Annotated in this window: 18 protein-coding genes; 13 read left to right on the plus strand and 5 right to left on the minus strand. The window is 65.3% G+C overall.

Features of this window, described 5'->3' with window-relative positions; genetic code table 11:
• Positions 1-200 precede the first annotated feature (200 nt).
• The 7 genes from ACNFJ7_RS12145 to ACNFJ7_RS12175 all read left to right on the plus strand — a co-directional run bounded on the left by ACNFJ7_RS12145 (position 201) and on the right by ACNFJ7_RS12175 (position 7,507).
• On the plus strand, positions 201-1,688 hold the full coding sequence (locus tag ACNFJ7_RS12145; RefSeq protein WP_019369003.1) for a DEAD/DEAH box helicase: 1,488 nt from the start codon (positions 201-203) through the stop codon (positions 1,686-1,688).
• A gap of 326 nt (positions 1,689-2,014) precedes the next feature.
• Complete coding sequence (locus ACNFJ7_RS12150) at positions 2,015-2,569, plus strand: F0F1 ATP synthase subunit delta (protein WP_019369004.1); 555 nt, start codon at positions 2,015-2,017, stop codon at positions 2,567-2,569.
• A gap of 11 nt (positions 2,570-2,580) precedes the next feature.
• Positions 2,581-4,110 (plus strand): F0F1 ATP synthase subunit alpha, encoded by a 1,530-nt coding sequence (gene atpA / locus ACNFJ7_RS12155; protein WP_019369005.1) that lies wholly within the window; start codon positions 2,581-2,583, stop codon positions 4,108-4,110.
• 14 nt (positions 4,111-4,124) lie between these two features.
• The gene (locus ACNFJ7_RS12160) at positions 4,125-5,000 is read left to right on the plus strand and encodes a F0F1 ATP synthase subunit gamma (RefSeq protein ID WP_019369006.1); all 876 of its coding nucleotides are present in this window, start codon (positions 4,125-4,127) and stop codon (positions 4,998-5,000) included.
• On the plus strand, positions 5,000-5,614 hold the full coding sequence (locus ACNFJ7_RS12165) for a DUF6030 family protein (protein ID WP_019369007.1): 615 nt from the start codon (positions 5,000-5,002) through the stop codon (positions 5,612-5,614). The genes ACNFJ7_RS12160 and ACNFJ7_RS12165 overlap by 1 nt, the downstream gene beginning before the upstream one ends.
• Positions 5,615-5,634: 20 nt before the next feature.
• Positions 5,635-7,107, plus strand: coding sequence for a F0F1 ATP synthase subunit beta (gene atpD, locus ACNFJ7_RS12170; RefSeq protein WP_019369008.1), 1,473 nt, complete (start codon positions 5,635-5,637; stop codon positions 7,105-7,107).
• 148 nt (positions 7,108-7,255) lie between these two features.
• Positions 7,256-7,507, plus strand: coding sequence for an ATP synthase F1 subunit epsilon (locus ACNFJ7_RS12175; RefSeq protein ID WP_019369009.1), 252 nt, complete (start codon positions 7,256-7,258; stop codon positions 7,505-7,507).
• A gap of 12 nt (positions 7,508-7,519) precedes the next feature.
• Here the strand turns inward: ACNFJ7_RS12175 and ACNFJ7_RS12180 are convergent, their stop codons facing one another.
• The gene (locus ACNFJ7_RS12180) at positions 7,520-7,972 is read right to left on the minus strand and encodes a DUF6265 family protein (RefSeq protein WP_152997887.1); all 453 of its coding nucleotides are present in this window, start codon (positions 7,970-7,972) and stop codon (positions 7,520-7,522) included.
• Positions 7,973-8,068: 96 nt separating this feature from the next.
• On the opposite strand from ACNFJ7_RS12180, the gene ACNFJ7_RS12185 reads away from it, so the two are divergent.
• The gene (locus ACNFJ7_RS12185) at positions 8,069-9,574 is read left to right on the plus strand and encodes a CpaF family protein (RefSeq protein ID WP_019369011.1); all 1,506 of its coding nucleotides are present in this window, start codon (positions 8,069-8,071) and stop codon (positions 9,572-9,574) included.
• A 32-nt stretch (positions 9,575-9,606) separates the two neighbouring features.
• Here the strand turns inward: ACNFJ7_RS12185 and ACNFJ7_RS12190 are convergent, their stop codons facing one another.
• On the minus strand, positions 9,607-9,795 hold the full coding sequence (locus tag ACNFJ7_RS12190; RefSeq protein ID WP_019369012.1) for a hypothetical protein: 189 nt from the start codon (positions 9,793-9,795) through the stop codon (positions 9,607-9,609).
• A 51-nt stretch (positions 9,796-9,846) separates the two neighbouring features.
• On the opposite strand from ACNFJ7_RS12190, the gene ACNFJ7_RS12195 reads away from it, so the two are divergent.
• Entirely contained in the window at positions 9,847-10,659 is an 813-nt protein-coding gene (locus ACNFJ7_RS12195) for a class I SAM-dependent methyltransferase (protein ID WP_019369013.1), read from the plus strand.
• A gap of 53 nt (positions 10,660-10,712) precedes the next feature.
• Here the strand turns inward: ACNFJ7_RS12195 and ACNFJ7_RS12200 are convergent, their stop codons facing one another.
• Both ACNFJ7_RS12200 and phaR read right to left on the minus strand, forming a co-directional pair.
• Positions 10,713-11,240 carry a DUF6882 domain-containing protein gene (locus tag ACNFJ7_RS12200; protein ID WP_019369014.1) on the minus strand — a complete coding sequence of 176 codons (528 nt, stop codon included), beginning with the start codon at positions 11,238-11,240 and terminating at the stop codon, positions 10,713-10,715.
• Between the two features lies 1 nt (position 11,241).
• Positions 11,242-11,817: a polyhydroxyalkanoate synthesis repressor PhaR gene (gene phaR / locus ACNFJ7_RS12205; RefSeq protein WP_019369015.1), complete on the minus strand. Its 576-nt coding sequence runs from the start codon at positions 11,815-11,817 to the stop codon at positions 11,242-11,244.
• Positions 11,818-11,888: 71 nt separating this feature from the next.
• Here phaR and ACNFJ7_RS12210 point away from each other — a divergent pair, with 71 nt between their 5' ends.
• From ACNFJ7_RS12210 to ACNFJ7_RS12225, 4 genes are all read left to right on the plus strand, one after another.
• On the plus strand, positions 11,889-12,899 hold the full coding sequence (locus ACNFJ7_RS12210) for an alpha/beta fold hydrolase (RefSeq protein WP_019369016.1): 1,011 nt from the start codon (positions 11,889-11,891) through the stop codon (positions 12,897-12,899).
• Between the two features lie 26 nt (positions 12,900-12,925).
• Positions 12,926-14,101 carry an acetyl-CoA C-acetyltransferase gene (locus tag ACNFJ7_RS12215; RefSeq protein ID WP_019369017.1) on the plus strand — a complete coding sequence of 392 codons (1,176 nt, stop codon included), beginning with the start codon at positions 12,926-12,928 and terminating at the stop codon, positions 14,099-14,101.
• A 236-nt stretch (positions 14,102-14,337) separates the two neighbouring features.
• A complete protein-coding gene (locus ACNFJ7_RS12220) occupies positions 14,338-17,424 on the plus strand; it encodes a TonB-dependent receptor domain-containing protein (protein WP_019369018.1) in 3,087 nt (1,028 codons plus the stop codon).
• Positions 17,425-17,490: 66 nt separating this feature from the next.
• The gene (locus tag ACNFJ7_RS12225; protein ID WP_019369019.1) at positions 17,491-18,459 is read left to right on the plus strand and encodes a 2OG-Fe(II) oxygenase; all 969 of its coding nucleotides are present in this window, start codon (positions 17,491-17,493) and stop codon (positions 18,457-18,459) included.
• A gap of 36 nt (positions 18,460-18,495) precedes the next feature.
• Here ACNFJ7_RS12225 and ppc read toward each other — a convergent pair whose 3' ends face one another.
• Entirely contained in the window at positions 18,496-21,162 is a 2,667-nt protein-coding gene (gene ppc / locus ACNFJ7_RS12230) for a phosphoenolpyruvate carboxylase (RefSeq protein WP_019369020.1), read from the minus strand.
• Between the last annotated feature and the right edge of the window lie 33 nt (positions 21,163-21,195).

A 21,195-nucleotide genomic window follows, 5' to 3' on the forward strand; every position in this document is an offset into this window, starting at 1 on the left:
AGCATCACTGCCATATGCCGCGCTGCACCGAGGCTTCAAAGCAGCGTGATCGGCGGCGCGCCCTATCATGGGAAGGCTCCGCACGGCTCTGCCTCGATGATTTAACGGCTTCCCAAATCACGCGGGGCGTCACTTCGTTGACCCCGCCTTCGCGCGCCTTTCAGACGTGCGCGCGCCGGCCGCATCTATAAGGTTTTCCAATGCAATTCAAAGAACTCGGCCTTTCCGAGACCGTCCTGGCTGCGCTTGCCGCCAAGGGCTATACCGACGCGACTCCGATTCAGGCGCAGTCGATCCCCGCGCTCCTCGAAGGTCGCGACCTGCTGGGCATCGCGCAGACCGGCACCGGCAAGACCGCAGCGTTCATGCTCCCGTCGATCGACCGCCTGATCGCCAGCGGCAAGCGCGCCCAGCCTCGCGGCTGCCGGATGCTCGTCCTCGCGCCGACTCGTGAACTCGCCGCGCAGATCGCCGACAATGCCCGCCATTATGCCAGCGGCACCGGCCTGCGCATCGCCACCGTGTTCGGCGGCACCTCGGTCCACAAGAACAAGACCGATCTGGCGCGCGGCGTCGACATTCTGGTCGCCACCCCGGGCCGCCTCGTCGACCTGCTCGACCAGTGCTACATGATCCTGCTCGGCATCGAGATCCTGGTGCTCGACGAAGCCGACCAGATGCTCGACCTCGGCTTCATTCATGCCCTGCGCCGCATTGTGAAGGAGCTGCCGGCCAAGCGCCAGTCGCTGTTCTTCTCGGCGACCATGCCCAAGTCGATCCGCGAGCTGGCCAGCCAGTTCATCCACAATCCGGTGGAAGTGAAGGTGACTCCGGTCGCCACCACCGCGGAGCGCGTCGAGCAGTTCGTCACGTTCGTTAATCAGGCGGAGAAGCAGGCGCTGCTGACGATGCAGCTGCGCAATCCGGATATCGATCGCGCGCTGATCTTCACCCGCACCAAGCACGGTGCCGACCGCGTCGTGCGACTGCTCGCCGGCAACGGCATCGCCGCCAACGCGATCCACGGCAACAAGAGCCAGCCGCAGCGCGAACGGGCGCTGGGCGAATTCCGCTCGGGCAAGGTCAAGCTGATGGTGGCGACCGATATCGCCGCGCGCGGCATTGACGTGTCGGGGGTGAGCCATGTGTTCAACTTCGAGCTGCCGAATGTGCCGGAGCAATATGTCCATCGCATCGGCCGCACCGCGCGCGCCGGCGCTGACGGCATCGCGATCAGCTACTGCGCCGACGACGAGCGTCCATATCTGAAAGACATCGAGAAGCTGACCCGTCAGAAGCTGATCGTGCAGCCGCTGCCGGAAAACTTCATGGCCGAGGCGGACAAGATCAAGTCGACGCGTTCGCCGATGCCCGCAAGCCGTGACGAGCAGAACGGCCGCAACGGCCGCGCGATGCAGCATGCCTCGGGTCGTCGTGGCGACGGCCAGCCGGGCGGTCGCGGTCGTGGCGGTCCCCGCAGCGATGCGCCCCGTGGCGGCGAGCAGCGCCGGGCCGAAGGCGGTCCGCGCGGTGAGCAGCCCCGGCGCCAGGAAGGTGCGGGCCATGCCGGTGCCGGCGTCGGCGCAGGTCGCGGTCCGGGCGCGCCGAAGCGCAAGTTCCATGCCCGCCCGGCGGGCAGCGGCGGCAATCGTGGCCAGGGCGGCGGCCAGGGCGGCCGCGCACGCTGACGGTCCTGCCGCCGATCGGCGAGACATCGGCGGCGTAGCGACCGGTGCGCCACGTCCGCCGTTGGTTCGCCTACGGAATCGGTGGCTGGGCAGCGCATCAATGCTGCAGAATTTCGAAGGCGGACGGTGCCCCGTCCGCCTTTTTCTTGGGCGTTTCGTGGCGGCGTCGAGACCCGTCCGAAAATGGCTTATGACGTTTCGGGGACTCGGGTTGCATCCCCGCAATCGCGATGCTAGCAGCCCCGCAACCCATCGGGGGCGCAGTATGCGTCGCCCCCCTTTTGTGCATGGGGTCACTTCCGACCCTCCGAGAGGAAACGAATCGCGTGGAGAATTCCGGCGGTATTCAGGCAAGCCTAAGCGGACGCTACGCAACCGCGCTGTTCGAACTGGCACGTGACGCCAAGGCCATCGAGGCCGTCGAAGCCAGCCTCGCCAAGGTGCGCGCGGCGCTCGACGAATCGCCTGAGTTCAAGGCGCTGACCACTAGCCCGCTGATCGGCCGCAAGGATGCCGGCAAGGCGGTGGCCGCTGCGGCGGGCGCGATGGGCCTGGATGCGACGACGACCAAGTTCCTCGGCGTGCTCGCCGAGAACCGCCGTCTGGCACAGTTGCCCGCGGTCATCCGCACCTTCCGCGCGCTGGCCACCGGCTATCGCGGCGAGACGACGGCGGAAGTCACTTCGGCGCACCCGCTCGATGCCGAACAGATTGATGCGTTGAAGGCGCAGCTCCGCACCCGCATCGGCCGCGATGTTTCCGTCGACCTTTCGGTCGATCCCTCGCTGCTCGGCGGCCTGGTCGTGAAGATCGGCAGCCAGATGATCGATTCGTCGATCAAGACCCGACTGAACTCCCTCGCGCACGCGATGAAAGGCTGAAGGCTAAGAAGATGGATATCCGCGCCGCAGAAATCTCGAAGGTCATCAAGGACCAGATCGCCAATTTCGGCACCGAAGCGCAGGTTTCGGAAATCGGCCAGGTGCTGTCCGTCGGCGACGGCATCGCGCGCATCCACGGGCTGGACAATGTCCAGGCCGGTGAGATGGTCGAATTCGCCAATGGCGTGCAGGGCATGGCGCTCAACCTCGAGGCCGACAATGTCGGCGTCGTGATCTTCGGCTCGGACGCCGAGATCAAGGAAGGCGACACCGTCAAGCGCACCGGCACGATCGTGGACGTCCCCGTCGGCCGTGGCCTGCTCGGCCGCGTCGTCGACGGCCTGGGCAACCCGATCGATGGCAAGGGCCCGATCGAATATACCGAGCGTCGCCGCGTTGAAGTGAAGGCGCCGGGCATCATCCCGCGCAAGTCGGTGCACGAGCCGGTGCAGACCGGCCTCAAGGCCATCGACGCCCTGGTGCCGATCGGCCGTGGCCAGCGCGAGTTGATCATCGGCGACCGCCAGACCGGCAAGACCGCTGTCGCGATCGACACCTTCATCAACCAGAAGGGCCCGAACGCGTCGGACGACGAGAAGAAGAAGCTGTTCTGCATCTACGTCGCGATCGGCCAGAAGCGCTCGACCGTCGCGCAGATCGTCCGCCAGCTCGAAGAGAATGGCGCGATGGAGTACTCGATCGTCGTCGCCGCGACCGCTTCGGAGCCCGCTCCGCTGCAGTTCCTCGCGCCCTATACCGGCTGCGCGATGGGCGAATTCTTCCGCGACAACGGCATGCACGCCGTGATCGTGTATGACGATCTTTCGAAGCAGGCCGTCGCCTATCGCCAGATGTCGCTGCTGCTCCGCCGTCCGCCGGGCCGCGAAGCCTATCCGGGCGACGTGTTCTATCTCCACAGCCGCCTGCTCGAGCGCGCTGCGAAGATGAACGACGCCAATGGCAATGGTTCGCTGACCGCGCTGCCGATCATCGAAACCCAGGCAGGCGACGTATCGGCCTACATCCCGACCAACGTGATCTCGATCACCGACGGCCAGATCTTCCTCGAAACGAACCTGTTCTACCAGGGCATCCGTCCGGCCATCAACGTCGGTCTGTCGGTGTCGCGCGTGGGTTCGTCGGCGCAGACCAAGGCGATGAAGAAGGTGTCGGGCTCGATCAAGCTCGAGCTGGCCCAGTATCGCGAAATGGCCGCGTTCGCGCAGTTCGGTTCGGACCTCGACGCCTCGACCCAGAAGCTGCTGAATCGTGGCGCACGTTTGACCGAATTGCTCAAGCAGCCGCAGTTCAGCCCGCTGCCCTTCGAAGAGCAGACCATCTCGATCTTCGCCGGCACCAACGGCTACCTCGATCAGGTCGCTGTGAAGGACGTGGTTCGCTTCGAAGCCGCGATGCTCGCACATTTCCGTTCGCAGCACGCTGCGGTGCTGGACGAGATCCGCACCACCAAAGCGTTCGAGAATGACACGCGGGACAAGGTGAAGGCCGTGCTCGACGCCTTCACCAAGACCTTCGCCTAAAGGACCGCTGCCGGATGGCCAGCCTCAAGGAACTCAAGGGCCGGATCGCCTCGGTCAAGTCGACCCAGAAGATCACCAAGGCCAAGCAGATGGTCGCGGCGGCGAAACTGCGGAAGGCGCAAGCCGCCGCAGAAGCCGCGCGTCCCTATGCACAGCGCCTCGAGGGCGTGGTAGCCAGCCTGGCGAGCAAGGTCGGGGCCAGTGACAACGCCCCCCGCCTGCTGGCCAGCACCGGCGAGGCGGACACGCACCTGCTGCTCGTCGCCAATGGCGACAAGGGCCTGTCAGGTGCGTTCAACGCCAACATCGTCAAGGCCGCGGTGCTCAAGGCGCGCACGCTGATCGCCGAGGGCAAGACGGTGAAGTTCTACCTCGTCGGCCGCAAGGGCCGTGCAGTGATCGCCCGTACCTTCCCTGGCATGATCGTCGGCCAGTTCGACACCACCGGTGTTCGGACGCCCGGCTATGATGAAGCCCGCGCCATTGCCAAGGACGTGACCGACCGCTTCTTCGCGGGCGAGTTCGATGTGGCGACGCTGTTCTACTCGCACTTCCGCTCGGCGCTGGCGCAGCTCCCGACCGAGCAGCAGCTGATCCCGGTCTCGGTGCCGGAGACGACGGTGGCGAGCGCAGGGGCTTCGGTCGAGTATGAGCCCGATGAGGAAACGATCCTCGCCGATCTGCTGCCGCGCAACCTGACGGTGCAGATCTTCAAGGCGCTGCTGGAAAACCAGGCCAGCGAACAGGGCGCATCGATGACCGCGATGGATAACGCCACGCGCAACGCCGGCGACCTGATCAATCGTCTGACGATCGAATATAACCGGTCGCGTCAGGCTGCGATCACCACCGAGCTGGTGGAAATCATCTCGGGCGCCGAAGCGCTCTGATGCTCGCGCGGGTCGCCCTCCCGGTCGCGCTGGTCGGTCTGCTTGCCGCATGCAAGCCGGCTGCGCAGCCGCAACCGGCGGAAGCGACTCCCACACCGGCGGCAACCCCCACGGCCTCCCCGATTCCGGTGGTGTTCGAAAAGGGTTGGCCGGAATTCTGGCGCGATCCCGCCAATGCGATCGACGTGCTGAACCGTACCGGCGCGCGCATCGGCGACTATCGTGCGCGGCCAGGCGGGCGGGTCGCCGAATCGATGCCCACCGCGCTCGATCTGAAGCCTACCGATCACCCAAACGCGGTGACGATCATCGTGCGGGGCGACAAGGACCGCCTCGACACGCTCGACTATCGACTCGATCTGCGCCAGCCCGACCAAGGCGAAGCGGCGGCCAAGGCGCTTGGCGAGATGATCGTCAACGCGTTTCGGGTGCTGGGCCTGCCCGGCGCGCGCGACGTCGCCGAGGCGCTGGTCGCCGGCAAGGACCTGACCAAGACGGTCGACGGCGCCGCTATCCGGCTGCGCCGCACGCCCGCGCCCGATCTGGGTGCCGGGCTGAACCGCATCACCGTGACATTCTCTCGAACCGGGGCTAGTGCCCCGGCCAACAGCTAGAAGCCGCAAGGAAGCAGACGATGGCAACCGCCGCTGAACTCAATCGCCCCGCTACGGGCACCAACAATGTGGGCCGCATCAGCCAGGTGATCGGCGCGGTCGTCGACGTGACGTTCGACAACAACCTGCCGGCGATTCTTTCGGCGCTGGAGACCCAGAACAACGGCCAGCGCCTAGTTCTGGAAGTCGCACAGCACCTGGGCGAGAACACCGTCCGCACGATCGCGATGGACTCGACCGAGGGCCTGACCCGCGGCCAGACCGTCACCGACACCGGCAACCAGATCCAGGTTCCGGTGGGCCCGGCGACGCTCGGCCGCATTCTCAACGTCGTCGGCGAACCGATCGACGAGCGCGGCCCGGTCGGCACCGATCTGCGCGCGCCGATTCACGCCAAGGCGCCCGAGTTCATCGAGCAGTCGACCGACAGCGCGATTCTCGTCACCGGCATCAAGGTGATCGATCTGCTCGCGCCGTACGCGAAGGGCGGTAAGATCGGCCTGTTCGGCGGCGCCGGCGTGGGCAAGACCGTGCTCATCCAGGAGCTGATCAACAACATCGCAAAGGGCCATGGCGGCACCTCCGTGTTCGCGGGCGTGGGCGAGCGTACCCGTGAGGGCAACGATCTCTATCACGAGTTCCTCGACGCAGGCGTTATCGCCAAGGACGCCGAAGGTAACGCCATCACCGAAGGTTCGAAGGTCGCCCTGGTCTATGGCCAGATGAACGAGCCGCCGGGCGCCCGTGCGCGCGTCGCCCTTTCGGGCCTGACGATCGCCGAATATTTCCGCGACGTCGAAGGTCAGGACGTGCTGTTCTTCGTCGACAACATCTTCCGCTTCACCCAGGCGGGCGCGGAAGTGTCGGCACTGCTCGGCCGTATTCCGTCGGCCGTGGGTTATCAGCCGACCCTGTCGACCGACATGGGCGCGCTCCAGGAGCGGATCACCTCGACCAACAAGGGTTCGATCACCTCGGTGCAGGCCGTGTACGTGCCCGCCGACGATCTTACCGATCCGGCACCGGCAACCTCGTTCGCCCACTTGGACGCCACGACCGTGCTCAACCGCGCGATTTCGGAACTCGGCATCTACCCGGCCGTGGACCCGCTCGACTCGACCAGCCGCGTCCTCGAGCCGCGCATCGTCGGCCAGGAGCATTACGAAACGGCGCGTGCGGTGCAGGCGATCCTGCAGAAGTACAAGTCGCTGCAGGACATCATCGCGATCCTGGGCATGGACGAGCTTTCCGAAGAGGATAAGCTGACCGTCGCCCGCGCCCGCAAGATCCAGCGCTTCCTTTCGCAGCCGTTCCACGTCGCCGAAGTGTTCACCGGCATTCCGGGCGCCTTTGTGCAGCTGGAAGACACGGTGCGCTCGTTCAAGGCGGTGGTCGACGGTGAGTATGATCATCTGCCGGAAGCGGCCTTCTACATGGTCGGCGGCATCGACGACGCGATCGCCAAGGCCAAGAAGCTCGCCGACGAGGCGTAAGGACTATTACCCCCTCCTCTTTAGGGGAGGGGTTGAGGGTGGGGCGCGAGCGCAAGCGAGCGTCCCGTAACCCCACGAATACCGACGCAGGGGCGGTGCCCCCCACCGCAACCCTTCCCCTAAAGGGGAGGGGCTTAGGATAGAGAACATGCTGCACTTCGAACTCGTCACCCCGGAACGCCTCGTCCGCTCGGAAGAAGTCCATATGGTCGTCGTCCCCGGCAGCGAGGGTGACTTCGGCGTGCTCGAGGGCCATGCGCCGATCATGTCTACGATCCGCGACGGCAATATCGAAGTCTACAAGGCAGGCGCGACCACGCCTGAGCTGATCCGCGTTGAGGGCGGTTTCGCCGAGGTCAACGAGCGCGGCCTGACCGTGCTGGCCGAACGCGCGGAATAAGCGACACGCTCTTCAGGGGCGCCGCAGCCGATAGTCCCAGCGACTGGGCTTGCTGCCATCCAGCTTCATGATCTCGGCGTGCAGAATATCGCCTTCGCGCCAATAGTGGATTCGCTGCGGATAATCATGCGCGGGGTTTTCGAACGTCACCCCCTGAGGCGCGTGGCGTACCGCGCGGAACGTTCCCGCCGGGCCGCCGCCGGGCGATAGCACCTCCAGCGCCACGGCCTGTCCGTCGACGCTGATCGACAGGAACTCCACAAAGCCGCTCTTCCCGCCGCGCACGGTCTGCGCGGTGGCCAGCTTCACGCCGCCGCGGGTCGGCGCCCATTGTTCGCAGGTCTGGCTGCCGCCATCGCCCGCCGTGCACCAATAGCCGGTAAGCCACGCCAGCGGATCCGTCTCCTGCGCCTGCGCCGGTGCGGCGAGCAACAGTGCCAACGTCCAAACCCAGCGGTACGCCATCGCCACCGTCTCCCCTTTGCGCCCTACGGCAATTAGGCAAATCGCAAGTCCCACCATCTATAGGGTTCGGGCCTCAGGTGGGATGAAAAAGTGTCGATGAACGCGTTCGGACGTCGCGGTGGCATGGCAAGTGGCAGCGCCGGGCGTGCAGGCTTCGGTGTGGCCCGGCCGATGCAAGGCGGGGTGGTGTCGCGCGCTTCATCCACAGCATTCGGCAACAGCTTCGAGCCCGTGCCCTCGGCCAGCCCCGCACCGTCGACCGCCAGCACCGATGCGCTGCAACGCCTCGCCGATCGCCAGTCCGCCTCGGCGGAGGCCGGCAGTGCCCGCAATGAAGGGTTCGAAGCCTCGGTCCATCGAATCAAGGAGCAGGTGCTGCCCCGACTGCTGGAGCGGGTAGATGCCGAGGCTGCAGCGACGCTGACCAAGGACGAGCTCGCGGAGGAATTCCGCCCGATCATCGGCGAAGTGCTCGCCGAGCTGCGCCTGACGCTCAACCGTCGCGAGCAATTCGCGCTGGAAAAGGTGCTGATCGACGAGTTGCTGGGCCTCGGCCCGCTCGAGGAGCTCCTAGCCGATCCTGCGGTGAGCGACATCATGGTCAACGGTCCCGAACAGACCTATGTCGAACGGCGCGGCAAGCTGGAGCTCGCCAATGTCCAGTTCCGCGATGAGGAGCATCTGTTCCAGGTCGCGCAACGCATCTGCAATTCGGTCGGTCGCCGGGTGGACCAGACCACGCCGCTCGCCGATGCGCGGCTGAAGGACGGCAGCCGCGTCAACGTCATCGTGCCGCCGCTGAGCCTGCGCGGCACCGCCATCTCGATCCGCAAATTTTCCGCGAAGCCGATTACGCTCGACATGATGGCGCGCGGTGGATCGATGTCGGAAGAAATGGCCACCGTGCTGAAGGTGGCCGGTGCCAGCCGTTTCAACATCGTCATTTCCGGCGGCACCGGCTCGGGCAAGACGACGATGCTCAATGCCATTTCCAAGATGATCGATCCCGGCGAGCGTGTGCTGACGATCGAGGACGCAGCGGAGCTGAGACTGCAGCAGCCGCACTGGTTGCCGCTCGAAACCCGTCCGCCGAATCTGGAGGGCCAGGGCGAGATCACCATCCGCGATCTGGTGAAGAACGCACTGCGCATGCGCCCCGATCGCATCATCCTAGGCGAGATCCGCGGCGCCGAGTGCTTCGACCTGCTCTCCGCGATGAACACCGGTCACGACGGGTCGATGTGCACCCTCCACTCGAACAGCCCGCGCGAGGCGCTGGCCCGGATGGAGAACATGGTGATGATGTCAGACATCAAGGTGGCCAAGGAAGCGATCAGCCGCCAGATCGCCGATTCGGTCGACCTGATCGTTCAGGTGAAGCGCCTGCGCGACGGCAGCCGCCGGGTGACCAACATCACCGAGGTAATCGGCATGGAAGGCCCGGTGATCGTCACCCAGGAGCTGTTCCGGTTCGAATATCTGGACGAAGGCACCGATGGAAAGATCATTGGCGAATATCGCTCGATGGGGCTGCGCCCCTACACGCTCGACAAGGCACGCCAGTTCGGATTCGACCACGCGCTGCTGGAGGCGTGCCTCTGAACGTGGATCCCGCTCCGCGCCATCGCACGTTCTTACTGGCTGTTGAGCGCCACGCTGGCCAGCACCAGCGCCGCAAACAGGGCCGCCATTTGGATCGCCATCCACGGCATCAGCCCTACCCGCTCCAGATCACGTCGCCGGCGGCGGCGATGCTCGGCCACTCCGCTCACCAGCGCCACCACCACCGCCGCCCCCGCCGCGCCCCAAAATTGTAGTTGCATCGTCACCTTGTTGCTCCAAACTCCCCGGCAGCTACCAGGGAGCTTTATTCAATGCGCCACAGCCTTATCGGCATCGCTGCCGCGACGACCGCACTCGCCGTTGTCGGCGTCTCCGCCCAACAGCCCGCAGCAAAGAACCCGGCGATCGAGGCGGCCGTCGCCGCACCGAGCCGGAGCCCTGCCAATACCGCCCGCGACCCATATCGCCACCCGGCCGAAACGCTCGCCTTTTTCGGGGTGAAGCCGGGCGACACCGTGGTGGAAATCTGGCCTGGCGGCGGCTGGTACACCGAAATCCTCGCGCCGCTGACCCGCGGCAAGGGAACGCTGTATGCGGCGGTGCCGAACAACGGCACCCGGGGACTGGATGCGCTGAAGGCAAAGGACGCTGGCCTGTATGGTCCGATCCGCGTCGTAAGCTTCCCGTCGGCCGAAGGTCAGGCCAAGGTGCCCGACGGCACTGCCGACGTGGTGCTCACCTTCCGCAACGTTCATAACTGGCGGATGGGCTATCAGCGCGATCGCCAGGATTATTCGGCCGAAGCGTTCAAGCAGATGTATGCCATGCTGAAGAAGGGCGGCATCCTTGGCATCGAGGACCATCGTCTGCCCGAAAATGCCAGCAGCGAGCGCGAGACGAGCAGCGGCTATATCAAGGTGTCCACCGTCCGCCGCTTGGCGGAGGCTGCCGGCTTCGAGTTCGTGGGTGCGTCGGAAGTCAATGCCAACAAGGCCGATACCGCCGACTGGCCGGACGGCGTGTGGACGCTGCCGCCCACCTATGCCCTGAAGGACCAGGACCGGGCCAAATATGCGGCGATCGGCGAGAGCGACCGCATGACGCTGAAGTTCCGCAAACCCTGAGACCGCACGGCGCGCCCTCCTCGCTGCTGGTCGGCGAGGAGGGGAGAAGCGGTCTAGCGTTGGACTGATTGCAACGTGAGCTCGCCGAACGTCAGAAACACCCAGGTGGTGCCGATGCGCGCACGATAGGCACCCTGGGCATCGGCCAGATACAGGGCAACGGCGGTGAACTGCCATGCCTGTTGCTCGGTGCAGGCCACCTTCCGCGTCATGAACAGGGGCAGCGCGTGGCGCGTGGCGAACTGCCGCGCCAGCCGCGCATTGGTCCCTAACGCCGCCGGCACCGAGGGATGATCCCACCCCCAGAGGAACGTGCCGTCGAGCGTGTTGTAGGTGCCGATCACCTGGACGGGCGCGCTATAGGCACGGGCTCGGCCGATGAAGCGGATCACGCCCTGTTCGAGATCAACGTCCCACTCGGCGAATTCGCGCCCCACCTTTCGCTGGAAGACCGCCGTCTTCAGCGCGATCTCGGCCTCCGCTCTGGCGAACAGCTGCCCCTGCGGCTCGACCAGCCGCTGCTTCGGATCGCCCAAGGGGGCCAGCCCGAGCAGCAGCAGCGCCGCGAGCGCCCCGTTCATGTTACTTGCCGAGCTTCTCGATCTTTTCCTGCAGCTTGGCGAGCTCCGCCTTCAGCGTCGAAACGTCGTTGTCGCTAGACTCGCCAGCGCCAGGCTGGGCCGGTGCTGCCGGCGCCGGCGGGTGCATTGCGCCGCCGGGCTGGAAGGCGCTGGCGGCGGCTTCGAACATCGCCATGTTGCGCTTGGCGATTTCCGCGAAGGGCGAATTGGCGAACGCGCCCTCCACCGCCGACTTGAACTGTTCCTGGTTGCGGCGAAAGCTGTCCATCGATGCTTCAAGGTAGCCCGGCACCATCGCCTGCATCGAATCGCCGTACAGCGAGATCAGCTGGCGCAGGAAATTCACCGGCAGCATCGTCTGCCCGCGCGATTCCTCCTCCATGATGATCTGGGTGAGGACGTTGTGGGTGATGTCCTCCTCGGTCTTGGCGTCGACGACCTTGAAGTCGCGGCCTTCGCGCGTCATCGCAGCGAGATGCTCGAGCGTGATGTAGGACGAGGTCTCGGTATTATACAAACGGCGGTTCGCATATTTCTTAATGATGACCGGCCCGTTTCCAGGTGCAGCTTTCTTCATGGGAACCCCCGCGCGTGACAGATCAGTACCTAACTACAGTTTCTGTCGCGTCGCAACACGGACCGCGTCCTTTGCCGCTTTTTCTTGCATTGCTGCGCAGCGAAACGGCAACGTCCCCCGAAAGACGCGCGGCGGCGCTGGCCGGACTGACGGCTTATCAGCGGGCGCTGCGCCCTCTGCCGAGGCCCGAAAAGCCGGTGATCGCCAGCGCCGGCCGCGCCGTGCTGCGCGATTATGGCGGGCGGGGCCGGCCAGTGGTGTTCGTGCCGTCGCTGATCAACCCGCCATTGGTGCTAGATCTGGCACGCGGCAATTCGCTGCTGCGCTGGCTCTCGCGCCAGGGCGTGCGTCCGCTGCTGGTCGATTGGGGAACGCCGTCCCCGGCGGAACGCGACCTCGACGTGACCGGCCATGTCGAGCAGTTGCTGCTGCCGTTGCTGCGCCAGCTGCCGCAGCCGCCGGTGCTGGCGGGCTATTGCCTGGGCGGCACGATGGCGATCGCCGCAGCACAGAGGCTGGAGGCCGCCGGGTTGGTGACAATCGCCGCGCCCTGGCACTTTGCCGGCTATGGCGCGGGCCTGGAGAGCATGGCCGCCTTGTGGGCCCAGGCTCATCCGGCGTGCGAACGGCTGGGGCTGGTGCCGATGGAAGTGCTGCAGGCCGGATTTTGGCAGCTCGATCCCCGCCGCACGATCCTGAAGTACGAACGCTTCGGCCGGCTGCAGCCCGGCGATCCGGAAGCGCGGGCGTTTGTCGTGCTCGAGGATTGGGCCAATGGCGGCGCACCGCTTACCTTCGGCACCGGGCGGCAGCTGTTCGACGACTTCCTTTCGGCCGACTTGCCGGGCCGCGGGCGGTGGCAGGTGGCCGGGGCGCCGGTGCACCCCGAAGCGCTGAACCTGCCGGTGCTGTCGCTGATTTCGACCACCGATCGCATCGTGCCCGCGGCGAGCGCCGCGCGGATTGGCACGGTGCGGGAAATGGCGATGGGCCATGTCGGCATGATCGTCGGCGGCCGTGCCCGTCGCGCAGTCTGGGAGCCGCTTGCGGACTGGCTAACCGCCCTGCCCCGCACTAGATAGCGGGCAAACACACCCAGGAGACCAGCATGACCGACGTCGTGATCACCGCCGCCAAGCGTACCCCCGTGGGCAGCTTTCTCGGCGCCTTCGCCGCCACCCCCGCGCACGAGCTGGGGCGCATTGCGATCGAAGCAGCGCTTGCCGACGCCGGGGTGAAGGGCGACGAAGTCTCCGAAGTGATCCTCGGCCAGGTGCTCACCGCCGCGCAGGGCCAGAACCCCGCCCGCCAAGCATCGATGAACGCGGGCGTGCCCAAGGAAGTGCCGGCATGGAGCGTGCAGCAGGTCTGCGGCTCGGGCCTGCGCGCGGTGGCCCTGGGCTTCCAGGCGATCCGCAACGGCGATGCCGAGATCATCGTCGCGGGCGGTCAGGAATCGATGTCGATGAGCACGCACGCCCAGTCGCTCCGCCCGGGCACCAAGATGGGCGATCTCAGCCTGGTCGATACGATGATCAAGGACGGCCTGACCGACGTGTTCAACGGCTATCACATGGGCATCACTGCGGAAAATCTCGCCGAGCAGTATCAGGTGACCCGCGCCGACCAGGACGCGTTCGCAGTCCGCTCGCAGAATCTCGCGGAAAAGGCCCGCGCCGACGGCCGTTTCAAGGACGAGATCGCGCCTGTCACGATCAAGACCCGCAAGGGCGAGACCGTGGTCGCCGATGACGAATATATCCGCGCCGGCGCGACGGTGGAGAGCGTTTCCGGCCTGCGCCCGGCCTTCAAGAAGGACGGCACCGTCACCGCCGCTAATGCGTCGGGCCTGAACGACGGTGCGGCGGCACTCGTCCTGATGTCGCGCGAGGAAGCCGAAAAGCGCGGCGCCCCGATCCTGGCGACCATCAAGAGCTGGGCAAGCGCCGGTGTGGATCCGTCGATCATGGGCATCGGCCCGGTGCCAGCGAGCAAGAAGGCACTGGAAAAGGCTGGCTGGACGATCGCCGACCTCGACCTGATCGAAGCCAACGAAGCATTTGCGGCGCAGGCGCTTTCGGTCGGCAAGGAGCTCGGCTGGGATGCGGACAAGGTGAACGTGAACGGCGGCGCCATCGCTATCGGCCACCCGATCGGCGCATCGGGCGCCCGTATCCTCACCACCCTCGTCCACGAAATGCAGAAGCGCGACGCCAAGAAGGGACTGGCGACGCTGTGCATCGGCGGCGGCATGGGTATCGCGATGTGCATCGAGCGCGGCTAAGCGCATTTCACGATGGGTAAAATTTGCGGCCGCGGAGGAATCCGCGGCTGCTGTTTTTTCGCTCTTGTTACAAAACGGCGTCGTTCCTCCGTCGGGGGAAATATCATTGCGACACCTGTTGCATGGTTGCAACGACAGGGCACAAACATGAACCCAGGATTACCAAGCCCCTTGTAAGATTCGTGCGCTGGGGGATGAATTGTGTCCATCAGGCATCAAGCCTGGAGGGGCACTCCATGAAACTTTCCTATCTCCTCGGGGCAACCGCGCTTGCAAGCGTAGCAGCCCTTCTCCCGCAGGCGGCATTCGCCCAGTCGGAAGATGCAACCGCTAGCAGCCAGAAGCCGCAAGCCGAAGATGAGGCGATCCTCGTCACGGGATCGCGCATTCGGCAGCCAAACCTGGAATCGACCTCCCCGATCACCAGCATCTCGGGCGAAGAATTTTTTGAAACCGGCCAGATCTCCGTCGGCGACGTGCTGAATGACCTGCCGCAGCTTCGCAACACCTACAGCCAGCAGAACTCCACCCGCTTCCTTGGCACGCGCGGTCTGAACCTGCTCGATCTGCGCGGCCTGGGCTCGCAGCGTACGCTGGTGCTCGTCAATGGCCGCCGCCATGTCGCAGGCGACATCCTCGTCAACGGCGTTTCGCCGGACATCAACACGATCCCGACCGACCTTATCCAGTCGGTGGATATCCGTACCGGCGGCCGCTCTTCGGTCTATGGTTCGGACGCGATCGCCGGCGTCGTCAACTTCATCCTCAAGCAGGATTATGACGGCATTCAGCTGCGAGGTCAGGCTGGCGCGAACGTCGACTATCGCGACGCGGGCAACCAATATGTTTCGGCGCTCGTCGGCAAGAACTTCGCCGAAGGCCGCGGCAATGTCGCCCTCAACGTCGAATATGCCCATCAGTCGGCTTATTTCGGTTCGGGCCGCCCCAATCTGCGTCAGAACAACGGTTTCGTCATCACCGACACCGATCCGGCCGGCTCCACCAACGGCTCCGATGGCGTTCCCGATCGGACCTTCTATCGCGACATCCGTTCGTCGACCATTTCGACCGGCGGCCAGCTTGGCTTCGCCAGCCCGACCGGAGCCTGTGGCCGCGATAGCGCCAACGCTGCCTTCACCTGCGGCTTCCTGTTCCAGCCGGACGGTTCACTGATCTCGCAAACCGGGACTCGCGTCGGCATCGGGCCGAACGGCAGCTTCATCGGCGGCAACGGCTATTCGGGCCGCGAGGGCAGCCTGCTGACCCTGTCGCCGGATCTTGAGCGCGTGTCGGTCAACCTGATCGGCCATTTCGATGTCAGCCCGGCCTTTGTGCCGTTCGTAGAAGCAAAATATGTTCGCGCGCGCGCCTTCGGTTCGCAGAGCGGCCCGTTCTTCTCGCAGGGCACCACCCTCGGCGACGATCCGGCGAACAACCGCGAGCGCCCGCGCCTCGACAATCCCTATCTGAGCGCGCAGGCGCGGTCGGTGATCGAAGCGCAGATCCGCGCAGGCGGTGGTACTCCCACTAACGCCACTCGCTTCTCGCTCCGCAAGAACTGGGTCGAACTCGGCATCCGCGACGAGCGCATCACGCGTGAAACATATCGCGCCGTCGGCGGCGTTCGTGGCGACTTCAACGATGACTGGAACTACGAAGTTTCGGTCAACTATGGCGAGCACAAAGAAAAGAACCTGATCACCGGCAACATCAACATCCAGCGCTATCTGCTCGCGCTTGATACCGTTCGAGACTCGACGGGTCAGATCGTTTGCCGTTCGAAGATCGATCCGGCTGCGCGCATCCCCTATGTGGACGATGCCGCGATCCTCGCGCAGGATGTTGCCGCTTGCGTTCCGCTCAACCCGTTCGGTGACGGTTCTTCGTCGCAGGCGGCACGCAACTACCTGACCGTACCGTCGACGGCGCAGGGCAAGATCACTCAGTTCGTTGCCTCCGGCTTCGTTTCGGGCGATCTCAGCCAGCTGTTCGAACTGCCGGGCGGTCCGATCGGCTTCTCTGTCGGCGCGGAATATCGCCGCGAAACCAACTTCTACGACCTCGATGACCTGACGCAGGCCGGCTACGCGTTCTATAATGCGATCCCGGAATTCACCTCGCCGGCGTTCGAGGTGAAAGAAGCGTTCGGCGAACTCAGCATCCCGCTGCTCCGCGAGACGCCGTTCTTCCACGACCTGACCCTCAGCGGCGCAGGCCGTGTCGCAAACTACAAGGGCCGTACGGGAACGGTGTTCGCTTGGGATGCGGGCATCAACTGGGCGCCGATCCCCGACCTGAGGTTCCGCGGTAACTATTCGCGCTCGGTGCGCGCGCCGAACCTGTCGGAACTCTACTCGTCGCAGAGCCAGAACTTTGCGCCTGGCTTCGTCGACCCCTGCTCGGACCGCAACATCGCGACCGGTTCGTCGACGCGCGCGGCCAACTGCAACGCGGCGGGCCGCCCGGCGGGCTACGACTTTGTCTATGTGCAGTCGCTTGAGATCGTCAGCGGCGGCAATCCCGGCCTGCAGGAGGAAACCTCCACCAGCTACACGATCGGCGGCATCTTCGAGCCGCGCTTCCTGCCCGGCTTCTCGGTGTCGGTCGACTATTACGACATCAACGTTGAAAACGTGATCTCGTCGGTCGCTGCACAGACAATCGCCAACCAGTGCTACGATCAGGCCACTTTGAACAATCCGTTCTGCGGCCTGTTCCAGCGCGCCGGCGCGAATGGCGGTCCGCGGGGTGAGGTCCCCTTCCAGATCCTGGAAGGATCGCTCCTGCAATCGACGCTCAACTTCGCGCGCCTCAAGGCACGTGGCATCGACACCAACGTGAACTATCGTCACACCTTCGACTGGGGTACGGTGAACCTGATGGGGATCTATACCCGGACGCTGCAGCGCGACGACTTCACCAACCCGGCAGACCCGAATCGCATCAATCGCCTTCTGGGCGAGTTGAACGATCCGAAGAACGAGTTCCGGATCAACAGCAGCGTGAAGGTGGGCAAGGTTACGCTCGGCTACGAGCTGCGCTGGATCGACAAGATGTACCTGAACACCTATGAAGACTTCAACGGTCTCCAGGGTCGTCCGCCGGAGAATGCGGACTATGCGGCAGTTCAGTTCTATCCGAGCGTGTCCTATCACAATGCACGCGTCGATCTCGACGTGAACGACCGCTTCAACCTGTATGTTGGCGTGGACAATATCGGTAACCAGCAGCCTCCGTTCGGCCTGACCGGCGTGGGCGGCGGCTCGGGCATCTACGATGTCCGCGGTCGCTACGGGTATCTTGGTTTCGTCGCCAAGTTCTGATTCGTCTCGATTGGAGGGGAAGGGCCGGGGATTTCCCCGGCCCTTTTCTTTTGGTAGCTCGCGGGTATGGCATTTTCGAGCGAGGACGCAGCCCGCCTGATCGCGCAAGGCCGCCGCGATGCAGCGATCGCGACTGCGCGGGCCGCCGCGGATGGCAACGATCCAGCCGCATTGCTGCAGCTTGCAATCTGGCTCTTGGTGGGGCGCCATCTTCCCCGTGATCTAATTGCCGCGCGCCAGTTCCTGCGCCGCGCTTCCGAAGCGGGCAGCGTCGACGCAAGCCACATGGAGATTGCGCTTGCCGCCAATGGTTCAGGCGCAGCCCGCGATTGGCCCGGTGCCGTGGCGCTGCTGCGCGCCGTCGCCGCGACGGATCCGGTGGCGGCAGACCAGCTTCAGCTCGTTGAGCAGATGGCGCTCGGCCGGGAGGGCATGCCCCTTCGGATCCCAACGCCTGAGCGGTTGTGCGAATCTCCCGAAATCCTTCGCTACTCCGGCTTTATCTCGCCCGACGAATGCCGCCATCTCGCCCAGTCGGCGGAAGACCTGCTGGCACCGGCGCAAGTCATGGATCCTGCGACCAATCGCCTGATCGAGCACCCGATCCGGACGTCGGACTTCGCGGTGATTGGTCCGACGCGCGAGGACCTCGTCATCCAGGCAATCCTGCGGCGGATCGCAGTGGCCAGCGACACCGCCGTCGAGCAAGGCGAGCCGCTCAACATTTTGCGATATGCGGTGGGGCAGCAATATCGGCTGCATTCGGATGCACTGCCCAACGTGGTCAACCAGCGTACAAAAACGGCGATCCTGTACTTGAACGACAATTTCAAAGGCGGCGGCACGCTGTTTCCGGACGCCGAGGTGCAGGTGGCGCCGGTGGCCGGTGACCTGCTGCTGTTCACCAACACCCTGCCGAACGGCCGTCCTGATCCTGTCGCTCGCCACGCTGGCCTGCCCGTGGTCCAGGGAACGAAATGGATTGCCACCCGATGGATTCGGGCGAATCCTTTTGACGTATGGAACCCCAGCTAGTCGTTTTTTCCCCTGTGCCGCGAAGGCGCTCCTCCGCTACCCGCTGTTGCGCAGTGCCGTCGCGATGGCGTTGATCGACAGCAGGATGCCCTCGCCGATGCGGGGATCGTCCTCGCCGGCCCGGTGGCGCTTCATCAATTCGATCTGCAGCAGGTTCAGCGGCTCGATATAGGGCAGGCGGAGGCGGATCGAGGTTTCCAGCGGCGGATGCTTTTCCAGCAGCCGAGTCTGGCGCGTGACCTGCAAAAGGCCATCCTGCGTCTGCTGCCAGCCATCACGGATGCGGCCGAAGATGCCGTCGCGCAGTTCCGGATCCTCCACCAACGCGGCATAATGTTCGGCGATGCCCATGTCGGATTTGGCGAGCACCTGCTCCATATTGTCGAGCGTCGCGCGGAACAGCGGCCAGGCCGTGGCCATCTCGCGCAACAGCCCCTTGTCCTCGAACGCGTCCAGCGCCGCGCCGACGCCGTACCATCCCGGCAACATCACGCGCGCCTGCGCCCAGCTGAACACCCATGGAATCGCGCGCAGATCCTCGATCGCGTCGCTCTTCTTGCGGCTGGCCGGACGCGAGCCGATCTTGAGGCCGGCGATCTCGGCGATCGGCGTCATCTGGCGGAAGAAGGTGGTGAAGCCCGGCGTCTGATAGACCAGCCCGCGATAGGCGCGGAACGCGGTTTCCGACAGCTGGTCCATCGCCGCAGCGAAGCGATCGGCATCGGCGGGGACAAGCTGCTCCGGCTCCAGGCTGGCGAGCAGCGTTGCCGAGGCCATCGCCTCCAAATTGGTCATCGCGCTTTCCGGCGAGCCGTATTTCGCGGCGATCACCTCTCCCTGTTCGGTGATGCGGATGCGGCCCTGCACCGTACCCGGCGGCTGGGCGAGAATTGCCGAGAAGCTGGAACCGCCGCCCCGCCCCACCGCACCGCCGCGGCCGTGGAACAGCTGCATGGCAATCCCCGCATCCTCGAACACCGGCTTCAGGGCGGTCGAGCCGCGGCTCAGCTGCCAGGTAGAGGTGAGATAGCCGCCGTCTTTGTTCGAATCGGAGTATCCGATCATCACTTCCTGATGGCCGCGCGCTGCTGCGATGGCGGCGACTTCGGGCAGGCCGAGCCAGGCTGCCATGATCGGCGGGGCGGCTTCGAGATCGGCGATGGTCTCGAACAGCGGGATCGCCATGATGTGCGCCTGCGGCGTCTCGCCCGGCACGTACAGCCCCGCCTCTTTCAGCAGCACATGTACTTCAAGCAGGTCGGAAACCGACTGCGCCATGGAGACGATGTAATGGCGGATGCAGTCGCGGCCATAGCGCGCATGCGCCGCCGCCGCCTCGCGCACGATGGCGAGTTCGGACGCGGTCTCCTCCGAATAGGCCGCATAGGGGCTGGTCAGCGGCCGGGCGTTGGCCAGTTCGCGGCGCAGCAGGTCGATACGGGCCTGCTCGTCGAGCGCCGCATACTCGTCGCACACGCCGGCCGACTTCAGCAGTTCCGCCACCACCCGCTCGTGGATCGCGCTGTTCTGGCGCATGTCGAGCGTGGCGAGGTGGAAGCCGAAGGTCTCCACCGCGCGGATCAGCCGGCCCAGAGCACCCCCGGTCGCCAGCGGCCCGCCATTGGCGAGGCCCCGCGCGATCGCCACCAGATCCTCGCGGAACTCGGACGGGTGGGCATAGGGCGCGCCGGGCATCGGCGAGGGCCGGCCGGGGCGCTTGCCCACCAGCTTCTCGTGCGTCGCGGAGAGGCGGGCATAGATGCCGGTCAGCGCGCGGCGATAGGGTTCGTCGCTGCGGCTCTTGCCGGTGTCGCCGCTGGCCTCGGCCAGCTTCAGCACCGCGTCGGGCACCTGGACGTGCTCGGTCGAGATCGACAGTTCGGCGCCCAGCGCATGCACCGAGTCGAGATAATGGCCGAGCACCGTCTCGGCGGCACGGGCAAGCGCGAACCGCATCGAATCGGCCGTCACGAACGGATTTCCGTCCCGGTCGCCGCCGATCCAACTGCCCGGGCGCAGGAAGCTCGGCGCGCGATCGCCCAGTGCACGATCCCAGCGGGCATAGAGCGCGGGCAGCACCGGCAGGAACACGTCGCGGAAATAGGAAAGCGCGGTCTCGACCTCGTCGGGCACGCCCAGCTTTTCGCGGCGCAGCACGCGCGTCTGCCACAGCAGCGCGATCTGGCGCAGGATCGCTTCTTCCACCTGATCGCCATCGGGGGTCTCGGTCACCCCCTGGTCGCGCAGCCGCATCAGCTCAGCGACGCGATTCTTGTGATCGATCATCGATTTGCGCCGCACCTCGGTCGGGTGGGCGGTCAGCACGGGGCTGACCAGCGCCGCTTCGAGCAGCGCCATCACCGGCTCGCGGCCGATGCCGGCCTTGGCCAGCCGTTCCAGGGCCGCGGCAACGTCGGCATCCTTTTCGGTTGCCACGCCCTGGCGATCCTCGGCGAGGTTGGCGAGCATCGAGAACAGCATGAAGCCGCGCACGAAATCGAGCGTCTCGTCCAGCGTGAGCCGGTCCAGCCCGGAATCGATGGCCCCCGCTCCTGCCACGCCGCGGTGCCGATCTACCGACGTCGCACGGATATATTCGATCCGTTTGAACAGTTCCTCGCCGCCGTAGATCCGAATAACGTCGCCGAGCAGCCGCCCCAGAAAGCGGATATCGGGATTGTTGGTGATTGCGATACTGGCCATGGCTGCGATTGCTGCACTGCAAAGCGGGCATGG

This window comes from Sphingomonas sp. HT-1 (genome assembly GCF_048568905.1).
Classification (GTDB): Bacteria; Pseudomonadota; Alphaproteobacteria; order Sphingomonadales; family Sphingomonadaceae; genus Sphingomonas.

What these genes read in the sequence shown, in the direction of transcription:
- ACNFJ7_RS12145 (WP_019369003.1), top strand. Translation starts at nt 201, where the DNA reads ATGCAATTCAAAGAACTCGGCCTTTCCGAGACCGTCCTGGCTGCGCTT.
- ACNFJ7_RS12160 (WP_019369006.1), top strand. Translation starts at nt 4,125, where the DNA reads ATGGCCAGCCTCAAGGAACTCAAGGGCCGGATCGCCTCGGTCAAGTCG.
- ACNFJ7_RS12200 (WP_019369014.1), bottom strand. Translation starts at nt 11,240, where the DNA reads ATGAACGGGGCGCTCGCGGCGCTGCTGCTGCTCGGGCTGGCCCCCTTG.
- ACNFJ7_RS12180 (WP_152997887.1), bottom strand. Translation starts at nt 7,972, where the DNA reads ATGGCGTACCGCTGGGTTTGGACGTTGGCACTGTTGCTCGCCGCACCG.
- ACNFJ7_RS12220 (WP_019369018.1), top strand. Translation starts at nt 14,338, where the DNA reads ATGAAACTTTCCTATCTCCTCGGGGCAACCGCGCTTGCAAGCGTAGCA.
- ACNFJ7_RS12195 (WP_019369013.1), top strand. Translation starts at nt 9,847, where the DNA reads ATGCGCCACAGCCTTATCGGCATCGCTGCCGCGACGACCGCACTCGCC.
- phaR (WP_019369015.1), bottom strand. Translation starts at nt 11,817, where the DNA reads ATGAAGAAAGCTGCACCTGGAAACGGGCCGGTCATCATTAAGAAATAT.
- ACNFJ7_RS12190 (WP_019369012.1), bottom strand. Translation starts at nt 9,795, where the DNA reads ATGCAACTACAATTTTGGGGCGCGGCGGGGGCGGCGGTGGTGGTGGCG.
- ACNFJ7_RS12215 (WP_019369017.1), top strand. Translation starts at nt 12,926, where the DNA reads ATGACCGACGTCGTGATCACCGCCGCCAAGCGTACCCCCGTGGGCAGC.
- atpD (WP_019369008.1), top strand. Translation starts at nt 5,635, where the DNA reads ATGGCAACCGCCGCTGAACTCAATCGCCCCGCTACGGGCACCAACAAT.
- ppc (WP_019369020.1), bottom strand. Translation starts at nt 21,162, where the DNA reads ATGGCCAGTATCGCAATCACCAACAATCCCGATATCCGCTTTCTGGGG.
- ACNFJ7_RS12175 (WP_019369009.1), top strand. Translation starts at nt 7,256, where the DNA reads ATGCTGCACTTCGAACTCGTCACCCCGGAACGCCTCGTCCGCTCGGAA.
- atpA (WP_019369005.1), top strand. Translation starts at nt 2,581, where the DNA reads ATGGATATCCGCGCCGCAGAAATCTCGAAGGTCATCAAGGACCAGATC.
- ACNFJ7_RS12185 (WP_019369011.1), top strand. Translation starts at nt 8,069, where the DNA reads ATGAACGCGTTCGGACGTCGCGGTGGCATGGCAAGTGGCAGCGCCGGG.
- ACNFJ7_RS12225 (WP_019369019.1), top strand. Translation starts at nt 17,491, where the DNA reads ATGGCATTTTCGAGCGAGGACGCAGCCCGCCTGATCGCGCAAGGCCGC.
- ACNFJ7_RS12165 (WP_019369007.1), top strand. Translation starts at nt 5,000, where the DNA reads ATGCTCGCGCGGGTCGCCCTCCCGGTCGCGCTGGTCGGTCTGCTTGCC.